This window comes from Mesorhizobium sp. M7A.T.Ca.US.000.02.2.1, assembly GCF_003996995.1.
In the GTDB taxonomy this organism is placed as follows: domain Bacteria; phylum Pseudomonadota; class Alphaproteobacteria; order Rhizobiales; family Rhizobiaceae; genus Mesorhizobium.
Genome location: NZ_RZTT01000077.1, coordinates 1 through 18,672 on the forward strand (window position 1 = coordinate 1; position 18,672 = coordinate 18,672).

At 62.6% G+C, this 18,672-nt stretch carries 20 protein-coding genes and 2 pseudogenes; 11 read left to right on the top strand and 11 right to left on the bottom strand.

The window, feature by feature from the left end; all coding sequences use genetic code 11:
* The 3 genes and pseudogenes from EOD15_RS10120 to EOD15_RS10130 all read left to right on the top strand — a co-directional run.
* Positions 1-227, top strand: a pseudogene (locus tag EOD15_RS10120) (ATP-dependent DNA ligase); the annotation flags it as partial.
* 106 nt (positions 228-333) lie between these two features.
* Positions 334-2,088, top strand: a complete 1,755-nt coding sequence (locus EOD15_RS10125; RefSeq protein WP_127320931.1) for a thiamine pyrophosphate-dependent enzyme — start codon at positions 334-336, stop codon at positions 2,086-2,088.
* A 96-nt stretch (positions 2,089-2,184) separates the two neighbouring features.
* A complete protein-coding gene (locus EOD15_RS10130; RefSeq protein WP_127320930.1) occupies positions 2,185-3,066 on the top strand; it encodes a cytochrome c oxidase assembly protein in 882 nt (293 codons plus the stop codon).
* 469 nt (positions 3,067-3,535) lie between these two features.
* On the opposite strand, the gene EOD15_RS10135 is transcribed toward EOD15_RS10130, so the two are convergent.
* Both EOD15_RS10135 and EOD15_RS10140 read right to left on the bottom strand, forming a co-directional pair.
* Positions 3,536-3,961 (bottom strand): c-type cytochrome, encoded by a 426-nt coding sequence (locus EOD15_RS10135; RefSeq protein ID WP_127320929.1) that lies wholly within the window; start codon positions 3,959-3,961, stop codon positions 3,536-3,538.
* 360 nt (positions 3,962-4,321) lie between these two features.
* Positions 4,322-4,525, bottom strand: a complete 204-nt coding sequence (locus EOD15_RS10140; protein ID WP_023809505.1) for a CsbD family protein — start codon at positions 4,523-4,525, stop codon at positions 4,322-4,324.
* Here EOD15_RS10140 and EOD15_RS10145 point away from each other — a divergent pair.
* Positions 4,524-4,787: a hypothetical protein gene (locus EOD15_RS10145; protein WP_127320928.1), complete on the top strand. Its 264-nt coding sequence runs from the start codon at positions 4,524-4,526 to the stop codon at positions 4,785-4,787. The genes EOD15_RS10140 and EOD15_RS10145 overlap by 2 nt on opposite strands.
* Positions 4,788-5,084: 297 nt before the next feature.
* Here EOD15_RS10145 and EOD15_RS10150 read toward each other — a convergent pair whose 3' ends face one another.
* The 6 genes from EOD15_RS10150 to EOD15_RS10175 form a co-directional block, all read right to left on the bottom strand.
* Positions 5,085-5,813 carry an ABC transporter ATP-binding protein gene (locus tag EOD15_RS10150; RefSeq protein ID WP_127320927.1) on the bottom strand — a complete coding sequence of 243 codons (729 nt, stop codon included), beginning with the start codon at positions 5,811-5,813 and terminating at the stop codon, positions 5,085-5,087.
* Complete coding sequence (locus tag EOD15_RS10155) at positions 5,813-6,577, bottom strand: ABC transporter ATP-binding protein (RefSeq protein WP_127320926.1); 765 nt, start codon at positions 6,575-6,577, stop codon at positions 5,813-5,815. Before EOD15_RS10155 ends, EOD15_RS10150 begins: the two co-directional genes overlap by 1 nt.
* Positions 6,578-6,579: 2 nt before the next feature.
* On the bottom strand, positions 6,580-7,539 hold the full coding sequence (locus EOD15_RS10160; protein ID WP_245463631.1) for a branched-chain amino acid ABC transporter permease: 960 nt from the start codon (positions 7,537-7,539) through the stop codon (positions 6,580-6,582).
* Positions 7,539-8,450: a branched-chain amino acid ABC transporter permease gene (locus EOD15_RS10165; protein WP_023809510.1), complete on the bottom strand. Its 912-nt coding sequence runs from the start codon at positions 8,448-8,450 to the stop codon at positions 7,539-7,541. The genes EOD15_RS10160 and EOD15_RS10165 overlap by 1 nt, the downstream gene beginning before the upstream one ends.
* Positions 8,451-8,568: 118 nt before the next feature.
* Positions 8,569-9,678, bottom strand: coding sequence for a branched-chain amino acid ABC transporter substrate-binding protein (locus EOD15_RS10170; protein ID WP_127322235.1), 1,110 nt, complete (start codon positions 9,676-9,678; stop codon positions 8,569-8,571).
* Between the two features lie 148 nt (positions 9,679-9,826).
* Positions 9,827-10,462 (bottom strand): RraA family protein, encoded by a 636-nt coding sequence (locus EOD15_RS10175; RefSeq protein ID WP_127322234.1) that lies wholly within the window; start codon positions 10,460-10,462, stop codon positions 9,827-9,829.
* Positions 10,463-10,699: 237 nt separating this feature from the next.
* On the opposite strand from EOD15_RS10175, the gene EOD15_RS10180 reads away from it, so the two are divergent.
* The 7 genes and pseudogenes from EOD15_RS10180 (at position 10,700) to EOD15_RS10205 (ending at position 16,418) form a co-directional block, all read left to right on the top strand.
* On the top strand, positions 10,700-11,476 hold the full coding sequence (locus EOD15_RS10180) for an SDR family oxidoreductase (protein WP_164761974.1): 777 nt from the start codon (positions 10,700-10,702) through the stop codon (positions 11,474-11,476).
* A 6-nt stretch (positions 11,477-11,482) separates the two neighbouring features.
* A complete protein-coding gene (gene pxpB, locus EOD15_RS10185) occupies positions 11,483-12,145 on the top strand; it encodes a 5-oxoprolinase subunit PxpB (RefSeq protein WP_127322232.1) in 663 nt (220 codons plus the stop codon).
* Positions 12,142-13,122 carry a biotin-dependent carboxyltransferase family protein gene (locus tag EOD15_RS10190; RefSeq protein ID WP_127408457.1) on the top strand — a complete coding sequence of 327 codons (981 nt, stop codon included), beginning with the start codon at positions 12,142-12,144 and terminating at the stop codon, positions 13,120-13,122. Before pxpB ends, EOD15_RS10190 begins: the two co-directional genes overlap by 4 nt.
* A complete protein-coding gene (locus EOD15_RS10195) occupies positions 13,119-13,880 on the top strand; it encodes an epoxide hydrolase (protein ID WP_245463632.1) in 762 nt (253 codons plus the stop codon). Before EOD15_RS10190 ends, EOD15_RS10195 begins: the two co-directional genes overlap by 4 nt.
* Positions 13,881-13,909: 29 nt before the next feature.
* On the top strand, positions 13,910-14,281 hold the full coding sequence (locus EOD15_RS36690; protein WP_245463633.1) for a hypothetical protein: 372 nt from the start codon (positions 13,910-13,912) through the stop codon (positions 14,279-14,281).
* A gap of 38 nt (positions 14,282-14,319) precedes the next feature.
* A complete protein-coding gene (locus tag EOD15_RS10200; protein ID WP_127318297.1) occupies positions 14,320-15,351 on the top strand; it encodes an Ldh family oxidoreductase in 1,032 nt (343 codons plus the stop codon).
* A 42-nt stretch (positions 15,352-15,393) separates the two neighbouring features.
* Positions 15,394-16,418 (top strand): annotated as a pseudogene (locus EOD15_RS10205) (proline racemase family protein).
* A gap of 17 nt (positions 16,419-16,435) precedes the next feature.
* On the opposite strand, the gene EOD15_RS10210 reads toward EOD15_RS10205, so the two are convergent.
* The 3 genes from EOD15_RS10210 to EOD15_RS10220 form a co-directional block, all read right to left on the bottom strand.
* Positions 16,436-17,209: a 5-oxoprolinase subunit PxpA gene (locus tag EOD15_RS10210; RefSeq protein WP_127318260.1), complete on the bottom strand. Its 774-nt coding sequence runs from the start codon at positions 17,207-17,209 to the stop codon at positions 16,436-16,438.
* A gap of 37 nt (positions 17,210-17,246) precedes the next feature.
* Positions 17,247-17,636: a biotin attachment protein gene (locus EOD15_RS10215; RefSeq protein WP_127318261.1), complete on the bottom strand. Its 390-nt coding sequence runs from the start codon at positions 17,634-17,636 to the stop codon at positions 17,247-17,249.
* On the bottom strand, positions 17,626-18,672 hold a 1,047-nt coding region (locus EOD15_RS10220; RefSeq protein WP_127408458.1), incomplete at its 5' end, for an ATP-grasp domain-containing protein. The genes EOD15_RS10220 and EOD15_RS10215, both read right to left, overlap by 11 nt.

Below are 18,672 nucleotides of genomic sequence, written 5' to 3' on the forward strand. Positions count from 1 at the left end.
GGCTGGAAGGGCTGCGGTCAGAGCCCGGATTCACCGGCAAGGCGCCCGGCGGCCCGAGCCGCTGGAGCACGGAGCGCAGCGGACAATGGGAACCCTTGCAGCCTGAACTGGTGGTGGAGGTCCGCTTCGACCACGTTACCGGCAATCGGTTCCGCCACGGCACCAAACTGCTGCGCTGGCGCCCCGACAAGGCGCCACGGCAATGCACGTTCGAGCAGATCGAATAGACCGCTCCTGGAAGATCGCTTCCAGAAACCTGTCACGATTTATTGTGACGAAGGAACCAACTCGGGATTCACCGGTTCGGACACCATCCACCGGAGCTACCCCGACATGCCAAATGCAGCAGAAATTCTCATCGATACGCTCGTCGCCTGGGACGTGGAGGTGGTGTTCGGCTTGCCGGGAGACGGCATAAACGGCGTCATGGAAGCGTTGCGGACGCGGCGCGACAAGATTGCCTTCGTTCAGGTCCGGCATGAAGAGTCGGCTGCCTTCATGGCATGTGCGTATGCCAAGTGGACAGGAAAGCTGGGCGTGTGCCTTGCGACGTCCGGTCCCGGCGGAACACATCTTCTGACCGGCCTCTATGACGCCAAGCTCGACCAGGCTTCGGTGCTGGCGATTACGGGCATGCAGTTCCACGATCTGATCGAGACGTTCACGCAACAGGATGTCGATCTGACGCGCGTGTTCCACGATGTCTCCGTTTACAATGCACATGTCGCCGACGCCGCGCATATGGAAAACGTCGCCAGCCTTGCCTGCCGAACCGCGCTGGCGCGCAAGGGCGTCGCCCATCTTTCGATTGCCAGCGACATCCAGGAGCAGGAGAGCGATCCGTCGAAGCGCTCCAAGCGCAATCGCCCGGCGCACACGCCGCAGGATATGTTCGCCGGTCACAGCGTACCGCTGGACGTTGAGTTCGACAAAGCCGCCGCCATTCTCAATGACGCTTCACGGGTTGCGATCCTTGCCGGGCGAGGCGCGATTGGCGCTGCCGCCGAACTCGAACACACGGCGCGCCTACTGCAGGCTCCTGTCGCGAAGGCCCTGCTGGGCAAGGCGGTGCTGCCGGACGACCATCCCTACACCACCGGCGGGATCGGCATTCTTGGAACCCTGGCTTCGCAAGAGGCGATGGAGAGCTGCGACGCGGTGCTGATTGTCGGTTCGACCTTTCCCTATATCGAATACTACCCGCAGCCCGGGCAGGCCCGTGGCGTCCAGATCGACTGCGATGCGCAGCGGATCGGCTTGCGCTTTCCGGTCGAGGCCGGCCTTGTCGGCGACGCGGCCGAGACATTGCGCGCGCTCAACCAACGTCTGACGCAGAAGCCCTCCGATGAATTCCTGCGCCGTTCCCAGGAGACCATGAGGAAATGGCGCGAGATGATGCGGCAGTCGGAAGACGTGCAGGCGCAACCCTTGAAGCCACAGGCGATTGCCCGGGCGTTCGGACAAAGATTGGCCGACGACACGGTACTGGCCACGGATTCCGGTCAGAACACGGAGCTGGCCGCCCGCCATGTCGATCTTCGCAGCGGCCAGGCATTTGGAGTGTCCGGATCGCTGGCGTCGATGGCTTGCGGTCTGGCCTACGCCATCGCTGCCGGCATAGCGTTTCCCGGTCGACCGATTGCCGCCATCGTCGGCGATGGCGGCTTTGCCATGCAGCTCGGCGAATTCTCGACGGCGGTGCGCTACAAGATCCCGCTGAAGGTTCTGGTGATCAAGAACAACATGCTCAATCAGATCGCCTGGGAGCAGATGATGTTTCTGGGGAATCCGCAATTTGGTTGCGAATTGCAGCCGATCGATTTTGCCATGGCGGCGGAAGCAATGGGCGCAAAGGGTTTTCGCATCGAGCGGGCCGATCAGATCGAGATGGTTCTCGACCAGGCTTTCGCCACGCAGGGCCCAGTCGTGATCGAAGCGCTGGTAGATGCGTATGAGCCGCTGATGCCGCCCAAAATGCCGGCAGACTACGCCAAGAACTTCCGCCAGGCCCTGCCGCGGACGCCGGGACACGAACGCATAGAAGAAAACATCGCCCGGGAGCCGGCGAAATCGATGATGGACGCCTAGAGGCACGGAGGTGAGAACAGCGCCTCAGTGGCTTCAATCTGGATCTTTCCAGATGAACCGGAGCTCCGGTGCTCTTCCGGCTGACGGATGCGGATCATGAGCTTCGACGCGCTCTTTTCGACCTCGATCTGCTATGGCAACGGCGCCCCGCAAGCCGGTTGGACACTGGCGCTTCCCATCACATTGCCGCTCCTGGCAGTCGTGTCGCTCTATACAGCGGGCGCCAGCCGACTGTGGCGACGGAGCGGACGCGGATGTCGCTTGCGATCACGGCAGGCCTTCCAGTTTGCTGCCGGCTGGGCCGTCCTGGCGTTCGCCCTTGTAAGCCCGATCCATGCGTTGGGCGAACATGTGTTTGCGGCGCACATGATCGAGCATGAATTGCTGATGGCGGTCGCAGCGCCTCTGCTGGTTGCCTCCCGCCCGACAGCGGCGATGATGTGGGCACTGCCGGTACAGCTGCGCCAGATATTCGGAGCGGCCGGACATGCAGATACGCTTCGGGCGATCTGGGCGTTCATCAGCCGCCCTGTGGTCGCGACCGTCCTGCACGGAGCCGCGATATGGATCTGGCATGTCCCGGCGCTGTTCGAGGCTGCCCTCCAGCAGGGTTTCCTGCACTATGCCCAGCATGCGAGCTTCCTCGGTACCGGGCTTTTGTTCTGGTGGGTGCTGCTGCCTCGCCCTGGCCGCGAGCACGCTTGCGGCAATGCGGTGATGCATCTCTTCTTCACCTCGCTCCACACCGGGCTGCTCGGGGTTTTGCTCGTCGTCTCGCCAAAGCTGTGGTATCCGGCTAATGCCGTCGGCTCGGATCTGTGGGGGCTCAGCCCGCTCGAGGACCAGCAACTTGCAGGCTTGATCATGTGGATTCCCGCTGGCCTGATCTATGGCGGAGCCGCATTGCTCTCGGTCGCTTTCTGGATTCAAACGAGCAGCCGGCGGCATCAGGCTCCCCAGGAGTTGCGCATCGTCTAACCCGCACCGCTTCACGTCGGTTTTCACCGGGCGGTGTTGCCAAGCATCCTTTTTCAGCCAGCTGCGTTATGGCCTTGGCAACGATGGTGGATCCTTCATGGCGAGGTGCATGAGTCCGTTGGCCCGCTCTCGCAGGCGGACATGACCGCAAATGTCGCTTGCCTTTACATGTCCAACGCAAATCCTGACTGGCATTGTTACGGGAAAGGCTGCGCAACCGCGTTTGAGGTGGGTCAGCGCAGCGTCGATGTTGGTACTGGCAGGATGCGGCGATTGGCAATCGGCCCTCCATGCACACGGTGCGAACGCCCGGAGAATCCTTGATCTGATCTGCGGGCAGGAACGACAACCAGCAAGACGATCATGATTCTGGCGGCTCAATCACTTGTAGCGGGCGCCGCCGTGTTGATGCTTGGCCTGCTGCTTTTGCTGGCAAGACGCCTGCGCCGTGGGGCGACTTCAGCGCGCCTCATGTTCGCGCATAGAGATAGGCGGTAATGTCGCGCGCCTCTTGAGGCGACAGATTTGTATTGGGCATGGCCGTCTTCGGGTCAACGTCCCGCGCCCTGCTGATCCAGCGCATCATCGCATCCGGGGTGGCTCGCGACGGCCCGGTATATCCTCTTTCAACGACGCCTTGCAGGGACGGACCGACGGTGCCACGGGCGCCGGGCACTCCCGGGATTTCGTGACATCCGCCACAGCCGTTGCGGATCATCGCCGGGACGGCCCGGTCAGGGTCGCCCCCGATGGCCTGTGCAATGGTGGTTTCCCGGAGATTGTCGCCGCGGACCAAGTTGACGGCGCAAACTACCGGAATAATGGCGATTGCCGCAGATACGCCTGCCACCCAGGGCAGCGCGGATGGCATCAACTTGACGGGTTGTCGGCTCATCCGCGCCTGCTGCCGCAGTCGCAAGACGCGGCCCGGTGGCCGCTGCAAGCGCCCTCAAACGCCCGATCATCCCCGGATCTCGCTGGAAACAACTCAATCATCGGCGATGAAAATCATACCAGCGGGCCGAACACGAATGTAGCCAGCAGAACAAGGAAAATCACAGCGGTAACTGCGATCGCCCACATGACGATCCTTCTTGTCCCCCGTTGCTCTTGCTTGCGAGAGATATCTTCTGACACAGTACGAAATCCTTGCTGCAAAATTCAACTGACGATAAGGCTCGGCATCTGCATGAGCCGGACCTGCCGGACTGTTGGGCCGCGTCTTGGAATTGGCCGCGGCCCGGGGCTCACGCGCTTACCAGCCCTGTCGACCGTACCAGTCATCGATATCGCGCCGCACACGGTCCTTTTCGAGGCCGTAACGCTCCTGGATCTTGCCTTCGAGTTGATCGCGCTTGCCGGCGATGCGGTCAAGGTCGTCATCCGTAAGTTTACCCCACTGCTCCTTGACCTTGCCTTTCACCTGTTTCCAGTTTCCTTCCACGCGGTTCCAGTCCATGACACCGTTCTCCTTCGGTTTGAAAACGTCTAACCTCGGAGAGCAAACGCAAATCAACGACGGATGTTCCTGGAACGACGCTCGTCTTGCTCTCACAGGCCGCGATCCATTCCTTTACGCTCAGCCTGCGTCATCAATTGAGGTCGTCCTGCTCGAAGGCGACGCCACGACCTTCGACCCAAGACGCCTCCACACCTTCCGCAACAGTTCCGCCACCAAGCAGGCGCAAGCGCTTTTCATCCTGTCGCCGCCGTCCGTCTAGAGGCACAGTCATCTTAAGCCAGCGTAGTCCGATGATGTCGGCTTTCGGGAAACGGCGAAGTTGGTCTTAACGACCGACTTGAGGCGCAAAGCCGCCATTCGGCTTGAGATAAATTCGGCCAGCGAAATGGCTGGACCAGCTTCCTGAATCGATTTGAGCGAACGGCTTCGTAACCTGTTGACAAATAATGATTATGTCTCTGAGGGTCAGTGCTTCCTGCACAAATCAATATGTTAGGGGCTGGACTGGAGTGGCGGCCTCATTTTGTAAAAATCCGGGAGTTGGCAGCTTTGCCAGCTAAGCAGCGACGCCACCTAAATAGGCGCTGATGACCGCTTCGTTGCTCGCAAGATCACTGCCTGGTCCCTCAAGCACAATGCGCCCAGCCTTGAGAACGTAGCCGTAGTCGGCGAACTTCAAGGCGACTTTGCTGTTCTGCTCCACAAGCAGAATGGTCACGCCTTCACGATTGAGGCGCTGCACGATGTTCATGACTTCCTTGATCAGTTGCGGCGCCAGACCCATGGAAGGCTCGTCGAGCAACAGCACCTTGGGCGCGGCCATGAGGGCTCTGCCGATCGCCAGCATCTGCTGCTCGCCTCCCGAGAGGTTCCTTGCATCGCCATTCTGTCTGCGCGCCAGGATGGGGAAGAGCTCAAAAACATGCTCCAGCCGCCGGCGGCGCTCGACGTCGTCGGCAAGCGTAAACGAGCCCAGGTCAAGGTTCTCCTTGATCGTCATGTCGCCGAAAATACGCCTTCCCTCCGGAACGTGGACGAGCCCGCGATGCGGCAGGCGGTGGGCAGGGACTTTGGTTATGTCCTCGCCCAGGAAGCGGACATTTCCGGAGGATGCTGCAACAAGGCCGGACAGCGTGCGCAGGGTGGTGCTCTTGCCCGCACCGTTCGCGCCAAGCAGGGCGACGATCTGGCCGCGCTTGACCGAAAGGCTGACGCCATGAAGAGCTTCGATGCCGTCATAGCGCGCGACGATGCGGTCCGCGGAAAGAACGATTTCGGCGTCCATCATTCCTCCGTGCCGAGATAGGCTTCGATGACCCTGGGGTCTGTTCGCACGGCCTCCGGCGGTCCGTCGGCGATCTTCTGCCCATAGTCGAACACCACGATCTTCTCCGACAGCTGCATGACCAGGCCCATATCGTGCTCGATCAGCAGGACGGTGACACCGGTTTCGTCACGGATGCGGCGGATCAGGTGCACAAGGTCCAGCTTCTCGCGCTCGTTCAGGCCGGCGGCGGGCTCGTCCAGCAGGATGAGCTCGGGCGTCGACGCCAGGGCTCTTGCGAGTTCGAGCCGCCGTTGATCGCCATAGGAAAGACCACCGGCACGGCGATGCGCATGCTGCTCGATGCCGACAAAATCGAGCCAGCGCATGGCAGTCGCGCGGATCGCCTCCTCCTCGCGCCGCTGTGCCGGCAAGTGCAGGATCGCCGACATGATGCCGTGGCGGCTGCGGCAATGCTGGCCGGACATGGCGTTTTCCAGAACGGTCATTTCCTTGAACAGCCGGATGTTCTGGAACGTACGGGCGAGGCCGAGCGCGGTGATGCGATGCGGCGGCAAGCCGGTGATTGGCCGGCCGCCCAGACTGATCGAGCCGCCCTTCGGCTTGTAGAAGCCGGTCAGGCAATTGAAGAGTGATGTCTTGCCGGCCCCGTTCGGCCCAATAAGACTGTTGATGGCGCCTTTCTCAACTGAGAACGAAATGTCGTGAAGGACTTTCAGTCCTCCGAAACTGAGGCGCAGATCGCGGACTTCCAGCAGCGCCATGGTCAAACTCGCTTGTCCGGCCACAGCCCGTTCGGCCTGAAGAGCATGATTGCCAGCAGCGCAACCGCAGTCACCAGGGGACGATAGGTCCCCGCGCCGCGCAGCACCTCCGGAAGCAGAGCCACGAGAACAGCACCAAGGACGACGCCGGGAATGCGGCCTATGCCGCCCAGGACGACGCCGAGAAGGATGAGCAGCGATTGGTTGAAGGTGAAACTCTCCGGCGAGATGGCCGTCATCTTGGCCGCGTAGAGGCATCCGGCCACCGAAGCGATCACAGCGCCCATCATATAGGCTTGCAGCTTGGCCGTGACACGGTTGATGCCGATACCGGCGGCGGCGTCCTCATCGTAGCGAACGTAGAACCAGGCTCGTCCCATTCGCGATCGCTCGACGCTCAGACAGACGAAGGCGGTGAGCAGCGCAAGCACCAGGAACGCATAGTAGAAGTGCTGCACCTGCATCAACCTGAAGCCGAATATCTCCGGGCGCTCGATGCCGATGAGTCCGCTCGCGCCACCGGTGATGTCGAGGTTGCGAGCGATGATGCGCACGATTTCGCCGAAGCCCAGCGTCACGATCGCCAGATAGTCGCTGCGCAATCTCAATGTTGGAGCCCCGATGATGATGCCAGCCACGCAGGCTGCCGCCATGGCGACCGGGATGGTGAGCCAGAAATTGAACCCGAATTCGGCGGTCAGGATGCCTGACGTGTACGCGCCGACTGCGAAGAAGGCGGCGTAGCCGAGGTCGAGCAGGCCTGCATAGCCGACGACAATGTTGAGGCCGAGGCACAGAACGACATAGAGCAGCGCCGTGGTTGCCACCTCCGTCACATAGCCGTTGGCGAATTGCGGCAACACCAGCGCGGCGGCGAGTGCCGCCAAGCCGGGCAGCACGACGGACCAGCGCATCAATTGCGGTTGCACGGCGGTCGGCATGGTTCTGACTTCGTCGATCATCACACCCGCTCCACGACAGAGCGACCAAGAAGGCCGGTCGGCTTGAACACAAGGAACAGGATCAGGGTTCCGAACACGAAGACGTCACGCCACTCCGAGCCGACGAAGGGCAAGGACGAGCCGAAAGCCTCGAGCAGGCCAAGCAGCAGGCCGCCAAGCATGGCGCCCGGCACGCTGCCGATCCCGCCTATGACAGCGGCGGTGAAGGCCTTGAGCCCCATGATGAAGCCCATGAAGAAATGGACACTGCCATAATAGGCGCCGGCCATGACCCCACCGCCGGCAGCGAGCGCCGAGCCCATGAAAAACGTCAAGGCGATCACCCGGTCGACATCGATGCCCATCAGGCGGCTCGCCCCCATGTCGATGGACACGGCGCGCATCGCCTTGCCGTACATGGTGCGTGAGACAAAGGCCTGCATGCCTGCCATAAGAGCAATGGAGGCGGCCACCAGAACCATCTGCGTGTAGGTGATATGAACGGTGGAAATGTCGACACCGGCAAAACCGAGGTCGGTGTTGAATGCATAATGCCGCCCGCCGGTCAGGGCGAGTGCCGTACCGTTCAACACCATCGAGGCACCGAGCGCCGTGATGAGGATGGAGAGGCGCGGCGCGTTGCGCATCGGCCGATAGGCGAAGCGTTCGATGATGACGCCGAGCAAGCCGACAGCCAGCATCGACACAAGCAGGGCGCAGACCACGCCCAGCCAGCCATTGCCGACCCATATGCCGACAAAGGAGAACACGATGAGGCCGACGAAGGCGCCGTTCATGTAGATGTCGCCATGGGCGAAATTCAGGAGCTTGATGACGCCGAAGACCATGCTGTAGCCAAGCGCGATCAGGGCATAGAACGAGCCGACGATAAGACCGTTCACCAGTTGCTGAATAAGCAGGTCGAGCGTCATTGATGCTCCAGGGCAGAATTGAAAAAGTCTTGTCTGGGCGCAGCGTCGGCGCACCAGACAATCGGCGGTGACGCCGAGGCCGACACAAGGCCTGCCTCGGCATCAATCCGGCTGGCCTTTATTCGACAGCCACCCACTTGCCGCCCTTTGCAATCACCGGGCGGAAGTTCGAGGTCTGGAGCGTGTTCTTGTTGGTGAACTTGATTTCACCGGCAAGGCCCTTGAAGTCGCTCGCCTTGAGCGCCTCGATGATCGCCTTCTGATCCGCCGACTTGGCCCGCGTGATCGCATCGACGATCAGGTCGCCCACATCGTGGGAGAGCGCCGCATAGGCGCCGGCGTCGCGGCCATAGGTTTCCTTGTACTTGGCCTTGAAGTCGGCGGCGCCGGACAAGAGGTCGACAGTCGGCGGAGACAACAGGTACACGCCCTCACCGGCCGACCCGGCGATCTCCAGATATTCCGGTGAATTGTTGCCGTCGCCCAGCACGATGCCGCCCTGGAACCCGGCCTGCCGAAGCTGCTTGGTGAGCAGAGCGCCACCGGCATGGTAGGCGGTCCAGAAGACAGCATCGGCGCCGCTCGACTTGATCTTGGTGACGACCGCCGAATAGTCCTGCTCGCCGGCCGTGGTGGTCTCCTTGGCGGCAATTTCGCCGCCAGCGCTCTTGAAAGCTTCGGCGGTCAACTTGGCCAGGTCGGACGAATAGGCATCGCCTTCGTCCACGAACGCGAACTTCTTGTAGCCATTCTTCTTGAAGAGTTCGACGGCTGTCGTCGCCTGCATGTCGCCGGTCGAATTGGCGAGGAAGGCATTGCCCTGATTGGCGGCGACCAGCTTGGTCGAGTTCGCTCCGATGATGACGAACGGAATGCCGGCGTCACCATAGATCTTTAATGTCGGCAAGACGGCGCCCGAGCAGTAGCCGCCGACGATGGCGGTCACGCCTTCCGAGACAAGCTTGCTGCCTGCGGTCACCGCCTGTTGCGGATCGCAGGCGTCGTCGGCGGTGGTGATAGTGATCTTGTCGCCGTTTACGCCGCCCTTGGCGTTGACGGCATCGATCGCCATCTTCACGGCGTTCTCCATATCCTGCCCTTCACTGGCCAGTTGGCCAGTCATGGGGGCCACGATGCCGATCTTGATGTCGGCAGCCGCGGCTATCGTGGTCAGAGCCAGCCCGGCAAGGGCGGTGGCGCAAGCTAGCCTCTTGAAGGAAACAACCATCAATTCTCTCCATTTTCCCCTGTTGGTGCATCCAGGCGGCGTGCCCGAAATGCATTGTTTCGCCCCTCGGTTAGCTGCGGAGCGGTTATGTTGAGCAAGATCGCCGGCCGGCCACACGATTGTCACCGGCAAGGACTGACCCGGCAGATCAGTGACTGCCGCTTGAAGCCCGGGCATAGGCTCCCTGATAACGGTTCTCCTGGATGCTCTGCATGATCTCGGCCTCACGGGCTTCCTGCGCCCGGACGGCCGCCAGCAAGGCCGCGGCACCGTCGATTGGAAATGCCACAACGCCATCCTCGTCGCCGACGACGATGTCGCCAGGACCGACGACCATGCCGCCTATGCAGACGGGAACATTTATGGCTCCCGGACCATCCTTGTAAGGTCCGAGATGGATGGCCGACCGCGCGAAACATGGGAACGGATTGCGGCCGATGGCACCGGCATCGCGAATGGCGCCGTCGATGACAATGCCTGCGGCGCCACGCGAAGCCGCGACACTTGTCATGATTTCGCCGACCAGCGCGCGCCCCTCATAGCCACCGCCGTCGACGACAATGACGTCGCCGGGCTGCAGCAGATCGAGCGCACGATGGATGAACTGGTTGTCGCCGGGGCGGGTCCTGACCGTCAGCGCCCTCCCCGCCATGACGCCGCTCACCCGATGAAACGGCCGCAACCCGATAGCCCCGGGGACACGAGCGAGATTGTCGCTGATCAACGGCGTCGCAAGGGCGCGGAACGCGTCGATCAGTTCGCTTTCCTGAGATCCATCCGCCATCGCCTACACTCCTCGCCGTCGTCATTTTATGAATATAGTATCCAATCACAATTAATTCAGTGGAGTCAACCGGCTTAAGATGGTTGGCAGAAAAAAGCCAAAAGCCGCTTAGGAACGGCAAACGGCTGCAGAACCGACCCAACAGCTCCACTTATCCGGGGCTTGCAATGGCGTCGAAGTTCAAGATAGATTGGATAACATATCCATAGATGCGTAATTGTGAGAAGGGGTTGGTTTGTGAAGCACGCAGGAAAAGTCGTGATCGTCACCGGGGCGGCACAAGGCCTGGGCTTGGCCTGCGCCGAGCGCTTTCATGCCGATGGCGCCAAGGTGGTGCTTGTCGACGTGCAGGCCGATCGCGGGCGCGAGCATGCCGAACGTCTTGGCGAGCGTGCCGCCTGGCTATCGGCGGATCTCTCCGAATGCACGCAGGAAATGGCAGCTGATATTGTTGCGAAGGCCACGGAGCGATTCGGCGGCGTCGACGTCCTCATCAACAATGCCGGCATCATCCATCTGGACGATTTCGTCGACTTCCCCGAGGAGGCGTTCGACCTGGTTCAGCGGATCAATCTCAAGGCGCCCTTCCTGCTCGGGCAGGCCGCGGCAAGAGCCATGATCGCACAGGGACGCGGCGGCTCGATCATCAACATGTCCTCGATCAACGCCATTCTGGCCATCCCCAATTCCGTCGCCTATGCCGTGTCCAAGGGCGGCATCAAGCAATTGACCGCGGTGATGGCCGTCGGACTGATCCCGCACAACATCCGCGTCAATGCCATCGGCCCCGGCACCATCCTGACCGACATGGTCAAGAGCTCGGTCATGGCCAGCGAAGCGCAGCGCCAGACCATCCTGTCGCGCACGCCGAGCGGCCGCTGTGGCGAGCCATCGGAGATTGCCAGCGTCGCTTCCTTCCTGGCCAGCGACGACGCTTCCTACATTGTCGGCCAGACCATCTATCCGGACGGCGGCCGTCTGATCCTGAATTATACGGTGCCGGTGAAGGACTGACCGCCCATGGTTGTCGGTACGCCCCACATCAGTCTTGCGGGATCGGGCGCGCTGCTGCTCGATGGAATGCAGGGGGCTTTCAACGATGCCACCCAGGAACTGGTCTGGGCGGTAGCGAATGCCGCGCTGAGCCTCGAAGGGGTGCGCGAGGCCGTTCCCGGCATGAACAACCTGCTGGTGGTGTTTGACCCGCTCGCCACAGACGCCCACAGCGTCGGAGATCAACTGATGTCGCTCTGGTCCGCCACCGATGCCCACCCGGTGACCGGCACGCATCATACGATTCCCGTTCACTACGGCGGCGCGCGCGGCGAGGATCTCACCGGCTGGGCCGCGCATTGCGGCCTGTCTGTCGACGAGACCGTCAGGCGCCACGCGGCGGCCCGCTACACCGTCGCCGCCATCGGCGCCATGCCGGGTTTTCCCTATCTATCCGGTCTCGACCCGCTGCTTGCCTGGGCAAGGCGCAGCACGCCTCGCCTCAAAGTCGCTGAGGGCGCCGTCATCATTGGTGGCGCGCAGGCGGGTATCATGCCGATGACCGCGCCGTCCGGCTGGCACATCATCGGCCATACCGACGTGAAGCTCTTCAAGGCCGAAGCGGAATTGCCCGTGCTGCTCAGGCCCGGAGACAAGATTCGCTTCGCAATTGCAGGGATCGAGGCATGATCGAGATCCTCACCACCGGCCTGCCGAACACGGTCCAGGATCTCGGCCGGCCCGGTCATCTGGCGCTGGGGGTCAGCCATGGCGGCGCCATGGACAAGCAGGCACTGGCGATCGCCAATCTCATGCTGGGCAATGATCCTTCGGCCGGCGGGATCGAGGTCGCGCTTCATCCGTTCCGGCTGCGCGCGCATATCGACACCGCCGTCGCCATCACCGGCGCTGATTGCGCCGTCAGCATCGGCGACCGGCCCTGCCCGCCCTGGTGGGCCATGACGATCCGCGCAGGCGAGACCCTTGTCCTCGAGGCGCCGCGCGCCGGTGCCCGTTCCTACATCGCCTTTGCCGGCGGGATCGATCTGCCGCCCGTCATGGGATCGCGCGCGACGGATGTGAAGGGCGGTTTCGGCGGGTTCGCTGGACGCGGCCTGTCGCGCGGTGACCGGCTTGCGCTCAAACCTGCGCAATGCCGCCTTCCCGCGGGCGGCATCGGCGCAGCGCTGGAGGAGCGACGAGGCGCGGCGGACGCCTTGGCCTCGGCAATCGAATTGCGGGTTCTGCCGGCCGCCGAGTTCGACGCCTTCACGCCGGAGGCCCAGGCGGCTTTCACCGGCAGCGAATGGCGCATCACCAACGACGCCAACCGTATGGGATATCGCCTTGCTGGAGAGACGCTTTCGCTCCTCTCACCGCTCGAATTGCTCTCGCACGGCATCGTACCAGGCACAGTCCAGGTGCCGCCGTCCGGCCAACCGATCATCCAACTTGCCGATGCCAACACTTGCGGCGGCTATCCGAAGATCGCTACGGTGATCGAAGCCGACCTCTGGCGGCTGGCGCAAGCGCCGGTCGGCGCGCGCCTGCGTTTCTCAGCGGTCTCGATAGAAGCGTCGACGGAAGCGCTTCGCGCGAACCGGCAGCAAAGTCACGACTTTATCGCCGCCCGAAACCTTATGGCCGGCGAGCAGAGGGCTCCATGAAAATTCGCCCCTTCACCATCGAGATTGCCCAGTCTGAAATCGACGATTTGAAGAAGCGCATCTCGACCTGGCGCGAGCCGGACCAGTTGGAGTCAATAGGCTGGGCGCAGGGAACGGAGCACGAGCAACTGCGCCGACTAATGCAGCACTGGCGCACCGGCTTCGACTGGCGCAAGCAGGAAGCCGCCTGGAACATCCATCCGCACTACCAGACGGATATCGGCGGCGAAACCATCCATTTCATCCATGCGCGCGCCGCTGTGGCGACCAACAGAACGGTCATACTCACCCATGGCTGGCCAGGCAGCGTCTTCGAATTTCACAGGCTGATCCCGCTTCTGACCGATCCGCTTTCGCATGGCGGAAGACAGGAGGACGCCTTCAACGTCGTGGCCCCCTCGATTCCCGGCTATGGCTTTTCAAGCCGACCGACCAGGCCTGGTCTCAACCTGTTCACCGTCGCCGACCTTTGGGCCGAGTTGATGAGCCGTCTCGGCTACAAACGATATCTCGCGCAAGGTGGCGATCTGGGCGCCAGCGTGTCGACCTGCCTGGCGCACGCGTATCCAGACAGTCTCGCCGGCGTGCATCTGAACTTCATCCCCGGCTCATACTCACCTCCTCACGATCCAGGCCCGGATGGCGACCTGAGCTTGGAAGAACGCGCCTCCCTGGAACGGAAAGCCGGATGGGCGGATCTTCATGGCGCCTATGCTCATATTCAAGCGACGCGCCCGCAAACGCTTGCCATGGACTGACGGATTCGCCGGTCGGACTGGCGGCCTGGATGATCGAAAAATTCCGCGACTGGAGCGATTGCGATGGCGATCTGGCCAACGCCGCTTTTTCGCGCGACGACATGCTCGCCAACATCTCGCTCTACTGGTTCACCCGGACCGTCGCTTCCTCGATGCGGCTCTATTGGGAAACGCGCGCCCGTCCGCTTGCATTCGCGCCCGGCACGGCGATCAACGTCCCGCTTGCCGTGGCTTTGTTTCCCAAGGAATTGCCGATGCCGCCAAGGAGTTGGGTCGAGCGCGTCTTCAAGGACATCCGCCAGTGGACAGCGATGCCGCGCGGTGGTCATTTCGCAGCCCTCGAGCAGCCCGCTTTGCTTGCACAGGATCTAAAAGCCTTTGCCGGTGGTCTGGATTTTTAAAGGCAGCGTTAGCGCGCAGCCAAACCCGAAGGCCAGAAATGACCAACACCACGATCACCATCGATGCCCTGCATGAGCGCGTCGATGCAATTTTCCGCAAGGCCGGACTGAACCCCATTCAGGCCAGCGCCATTACAAGGGTCATCGTCGCGGCGGAACGCGATGCCTGCAAGTCGCATGGCATCTACCGGATCGAGGGCGCCCTACGGACAATCAAGGCCGGGAAGGTAAAACCGGACGCGCTGCCCGAGTTGTTGCCGCAAGACGCTCCCGCCCTCGTCAAAGTGGATGCGAAGCATGGTTTCGCCAACCCAGCCTTCGAACTGGGTTTGCCGGTGCTGATCGAGCGGGCACGGTCGTGCGGCATTGCCGCACTCGCGATCAACGATGCGGTGCATTTTTCCGCCCTTTGGGTGGAGGTCGAAGCTTTGACACAGGCAGGCCTGACCGGCCTGGCCATGTGCCCGAGCTATGCCACCGTCGCTCCGACCGGTGGCAACGGACCGTTGCTGGGCACCAATCCTTTTGCCTTTGGCTGGCCGCGAGAAGAGCAGCCTCCCTACGTTTTCGACTTCGCGACCTCGGTTGCCGCGCGCGGCGAGATCGAGCTCCACCGCCGGGCAGGCAAGAAGTTGCCGGAAGGCTGGGCCATGGATTCTGACGGCAGGCCAACGACGGACCCCGAAGCTGCCCTGGCGGGCGCCATGCTTCCCTTCGGCGGGCACAAGGGCTCCGCCATCTCGACGATGATCGAGCTGCTCGCCGGGATCATGATCGGCGACCTGACCAGCCCCGAGGCGCTCAATGTGCTCGGCACCACGACGCTTTATCCGTCGCACGGAGAGTTGGTCATCGCTTTCTCGCCGAAAGCCTTCGCCGCCGGCCGGCCCGGCAATCCACTGGGCCGTGCTGAAGCGCTGTTCGAGGCGATCTTGGGCCAGGGTGCGCGCCTGCCCTCGCAAAGGCGGTTCCTAGCCCGCGAGACGTCGGAGCGCGACGGTATCGTCCTATCGCACCAGGAAATGGAACAACTCGATCGTTTTCTCGAACGAGGGCTCGACGCGGTCTGAATCGGTATCGCCAGGGCCAAGACCAATCACAGGAGGAGAAAAATGCGCTGGACGAAAACATTCACGGTCGTCGGCTGCCATGCCGAGGGCGAAGTCGGCAATGTGATCACCGGAGGCGTCAAGGACGTTCCGGGCAAGACCATGTTCGAAAAGAAGGAGTATCTCGAAGCGCATATGGACGACATTCGTGGGCTGCTCTTGTTCGAGCCGCGCGGTGCGCCCTACGTCACGGCAACATCATCCTGCCGCCTTGCGATCGCTCGGCGGATCTCGGCTACGTCATAATTGAAAGCACGGAATACCCGCCCATGTCTGGCTCAAACACCATCTGCGTCGCCACAGTGGCGCTGGAAACGGGGATGGTGCCGATGAAGGAGCCTGAGACATTGCTGCGCATGGAAGCGCCGGCCGGCATGATCGAGGTGCGCTGTCTCTGCGAGAACGGCAAGGTGAAGCAGGTGGAGTTCACCAATGTACCGGCTTTTGCACTCCACCTCGACACGCATGTCGAGGTGGAAGGGCTCGGCACGATCACCGTCGACACCTCCTATGGCGGCATGACTTTCGCCCATGTCAATGCGCGCGCACTCGGCTTTTCCATAACACCCGACGAGGCCCACCAGATGTCGCTGATGGGCCAACGCATCAAGAAGTCGGTCAACGAACAGCTCGAGGTCGTGCATCCGGAGAACCCGAAGATCCGCGACGTGTCCAACGTGATTTTCGAAGGTCCGATCGAGCGCGTCGACGGGCGCGTGGAAAGCGTCAACGGCACGGTGTGCCTGCATGGCAGGCTCGACCGCTCGCCGACAGGCACCGGCACCACCGGGCGGCTGGCGGTGATGTCGGCAAAGGGGCAGATCGCCAAGGGCGAGCTGTTCCGCAACAGATCGATCATCGGGACCCATTTCGATTCCCGCGTGATCGCCAATACGCGCCTCGGCGATCGCGACGCTGTCGTGGTCACCATCGCCGGACAGGCCTGGATCACCAGCATCGGCCAATATGGCCTCGACCCGACAGACCCTTATCCACGCGGGCATCGCCTCAGCGACGTCTGGTTCTGAAACGGACGCGACCGTGCTCAGGCCGCGAACGCTCTGACCCTGACGCCGCTCTCCTCCAGCCGTCTCCTGACATGCGCGGCGATGGCGACGGCTGCCGGCGTGTCGCTGTGGACGCAGATCGAATCGATCGGCGTCTGCAGCATCTGTCCGGAAAGCGTCTCGATGGCACCTTGCTCGACCATTCGCACGACCCGTTCTGCCGCCTTCTCGGCGTCGTGGATGACAGCGCCTTCCAGCTTGCGCGAGACAAGAAAGCCTTCCTCCGTATAGGCGCGGTCGGCAAAGATTTCGGACCTGACCGTCAGGCCCGCGTCGCGCGCGATCCTGTCCTGGAAGCCGAGCGCAATGGACAGGCAGATCAGGCCGGGATCGACGGCCTTGACCGCGCGCGTCACCGCTTCGGCGACGCCACGGTCGGTCTGGGTAAGGTTGCCCAGCGCGCCATGCGCCTTGACGTAGCGGATCGGGTGGCCGGCATAGGCGGAAAGCGCCTGCGCCGCGCCGATCTGGTAGGCGACCAGCCTTTCGATCTCATCCATGGAATGCGGAATGATGCGGCGTCCGAACCCCCACAGATCGGCGAAGCTCGGATGCGCGCCAACAGCAACGCCCTTGTCGCGCGCCATCGAGAACGTGGCCGCCATGATCTCGGGGTCGCCGGCGTGAAAGCCGCAGGCCACATTGGCGGAACTGACGATGTCGAGGATCGCCGCATCGTCGCCGAGCCTGTAGGCTCCAAAACCCTCGCCCATGTCGGAATTGATATCGACCTGCAATCCTTGGGCCGCCATGGCGCTTTCCTCAGTGGTTCGAACCATCGCCTTTGCTTCACACCAGCTCGTAGAGCGGCGTGCCGTAGCCGACGACCGCTCCGTCCTCGATCAGCGCTGCACCCAGCACACCGTCTGCCGGCGCAACGATTGCCTTCAGGCATGGGCCGACCTGCAGGACGCCGACCGTCTCGCCCTTGCGAACCACCTGGCCAGGGTCGGCAACCGGCCGACCGGTCGTTGGATGATCGAGACGGAACACGCCGACGCCGGGCGCGCGCACGCCTTTGAAGATCGTTTCGGCCTTCGGGGCTTCGGCCGCGGGTGTCGAGGCAACAACGGATTGCATGTGCAGGCGCAGCGAAAAGCCGGCCTCCGACACTTCGATCTCGCCGATGCCGGCGCTAGCGCACCAGGCGGCCAGCCTTTCGATCTCCTCAATCGTCATCGCCGCCTCGTCCCTGGAGCAGACCGCCTTCAATGAGACGTTCGAGATGATGGATATCGAAGCCGCCGGCAGCGAAGCCGGGCTCGTCCATCAGGAGGCCGTGCAGCGGCGCGTTGGTGGCGATGCCGACGGCCTCCATCTCGCCCAGCGCGCCACTCATGCGCCGGATCGCCTCGGCCCGCGTCGCGCCATGCGCCAGCAGCTTGGCCACCAATGAATCGTAGTGCGGCGGCACGGTGTAGCCGGAGTAGAGATGCGATTCGACGCGGATTCCGGGACCTCCGGGCGGCGTCCAGCGATCGACCCGGCCTGGATGCGGGCGAAAGCTGTATGGATCTTCAGCGTTGATGCGGCACTCGACGGCGTGGCCCTGGATGCGGATGTCTTCCTGGCTGAACGACAGGGGTTCGCCCCGGGCGATGCGGATCTGCTCGCGCACGATATCGATGCCGGTGACGAGTTCCGTGACGGGATGCTCCACCTGCACGCGGGTGTTCATCTCGATGAAAGAGAAGCGCCCGTCCTCGTAGAGGAATTCGAACGTGCCGGCACCCGTATAGCCGATGGTCAGGCATGCGCGGGCACACAGCTCGCCGATCTCGGCAATCGCCTCGCGGGCGATGCCGGACGCCGGCGCCTCCTCGATGATCTTCTGGTGGCGGCGCTGCATGGAGCAATCGCGCTCGCCCAGCCAGACCGCTCTACCGTGCTTATCCGCCAGAATCTGGATCTCGATATGGCGCGGGTGCTCGAGGAATTTTTCCAAATAGACTTGCGGGTTGCCGAAGGCACGGTCCGCCTCTTTCACCGCCATCGAAACGGCTTCCGTCAGGGCGCGCTCCTCGCGCACGATACGCATGCCGCGCCCGCCGCCGCCGCCCGCTGCCTTGACGATGACCGGATAGCCGATGGCCTCGGCAATGGCGCGCACTGCCTGCTCGTCCTGCGGCAGCGCCCCCTCGGAGCCAGCAACGCAGGGAACGCCGGCGGCGATCATCGTGCGCTTGGCGGAGACCTTGTCGCCCATGGTGCGGAT

Bases quoted from the DNA above. Each gene is read 5' to 3' on its own strand.
- EOD15_RS10135 (WP_127320929.1), bottom strand. From the start codon at position 3,961: ATGAGCCGACAACCCGTCAAGTTGATGCCATCCGCGCTGCCCTGGGTG.
- EOD15_RS10175 (WP_127322234.1), bottom strand. From the start codon at position 10,462: ATGGCGGATGGATCTCAGGAAAGCGAACTGATCGACGCGTTCCGCGCC.
- EOD15_RS10130 (WP_127320930.1), top strand. From the start codon at position 2,185: ATGAGCTTCGACGCGCTCTTTTCGACCTCGATCTGCTATGGCAACGGC.
- EOD15_RS10170 (WP_127322235.1), bottom strand. From the start codon at position 9,678: ATGGTTGTTTCCTTCAAGAGGCTAGCTTGCGCCACCGCCCTTGCCGGG.
- EOD15_RS10155 (WP_127320926.1), bottom strand. From the start codon at position 6,577: ATGGCGCTGCTGGAAGTCCGCGATCTGCGCCTCAGTTTCGGAGGACTG.
- EOD15_RS10160 (WP_245463631.1), bottom strand. From the start codon at position 7,539: ATGATCGACGAAGTCAGAACCATGCCGACCGCCGTGCAACCGCAATTG.
- EOD15_RS10200 (WP_127318297.1), top strand. From the start codon at position 14,320: ATGACCAACACCACGATCACCATCGATGCCCTGCATGAGCGCGTCGAT.
- pxpB (WP_127322232.1), top strand. From the start codon at position 11,483: ATGGTTGTCGGTACGCCCCACATCAGTCTTGCGGGATCGGGCGCGCTG.
- EOD15_RS10145 (WP_127320928.1), top strand. From the start codon at position 4,524: ATGACACCGTTCTCCTTCGGTTTGAAAACGTCTAACCTCGGAGAGCAA.
- EOD15_RS10140 (WP_023809505.1), bottom strand. From the start codon at position 4,525: ATGGACTGGAACCGCGTGGAAGGAAACTGGAAACAGGTGAAAGGCAAG.
- EOD15_RS10215 (WP_127318261.1), bottom strand. From the start codon at position 17,636: ATGACGATTGAGGAGATCGAAAGGCTGGCCGCCTGGTGCGCTAGCGCC.
- EOD15_RS10210 (WP_127318260.1), bottom strand. From the start codon at position 17,209: ATGGCGGCCCAAGGATTGCAGGTCGATATCAATTCCGACATGGGCGAG.
- EOD15_RS10190 (WP_127408457.1), top strand. From the start codon at position 12,142: ATGATCGAGATCCTCACCACCGGCCTGCCGAACACGGTCCAGGATCTC.
- EOD15_RS10165 (WP_023809510.1), bottom strand. From the start codon at position 8,450: ATGACGCTCGACCTGCTTATTCAGCAACTGGTGAACGGTCTTATCGTC.
- EOD15_RS36690 (WP_245463633.1), top strand. From the start codon at position 13,910: ATGATCGAAAAATTCCGCGACTGGAGCGATTGCGATGGCGATCTGGCC.
- EOD15_RS10125 (WP_127320931.1), top strand. From the start codon at position 334: ATGCCAAATGCAGCAGAAATTCTCATCGATACGCTCGTCGCCTGGGAC.
- EOD15_RS10195 (WP_245463632.1), top strand. From the start codon at position 13,119: ATGAAAATTCGCCCCTTCACCATCGAGATTGCCCAGTCTGAAATCGAC.
- EOD15_RS10150 (WP_127320927.1), bottom strand. From the start codon at position 5,813: ATGGACGCCGAAATCGTTCTTTCCGCGGACCGCATCGTCGCGCGCTAT.